Origin of the sequence: Halorubrum sp. SP3 (genome assembly GCF_005435195.1) — an archaeon.
Lineage (GTDB): Archaea > Halobacteriota > Halobacteria > Halobacteriales > Haloferacaceae > Halorubrum > Halorubrum sodomense.
In genome coordinates, this window is record NZ_SGTU01000566.1 from 1 (window position 1) to 300 (window position 300).

At 53.0% G+C, this 300-nt stretch carries 1 pseudogene; it reads right to left on the reverse strand.

Annotation, left to right across the window (positions count from 1 at the left end):
- Positions 1-149, reverse strand: a pseudogene (locus EXE42_RS17580) (capsular biosynthesis protein CpsH); the annotation flags it as partial.
- Between the last annotated feature and the right edge of the window lie 151 nt (positions 150-300).

The window sequence follows — 300 nt, forward strand, 5'->3', positions numbered from 1 at the left end:
AAGATCAGCTGGGCGCGCGGGTCCTCCACGTTCCGTCCCATGTAGACGAACAGGAGGATCGACAGCCCCGCGAGGGCGATGTTCACCCACAGCGACGCGCTCAGGAGGGTGTTGCTCTGAATGAACTGGAATATCTCGGTCTGTGTCATTTCGAGCGGAACGGTACTCTGCGCGAGGAGGTCGGCCGCTGCTGTTTCTATCATGCGACGTTCTATTACACGTGGCGTATTTATTAAATGTACTAACCTGACTGGTAAGGTTTTCCTGACAGTTTCCCGTCTCAATCCGTATTTTTTGATA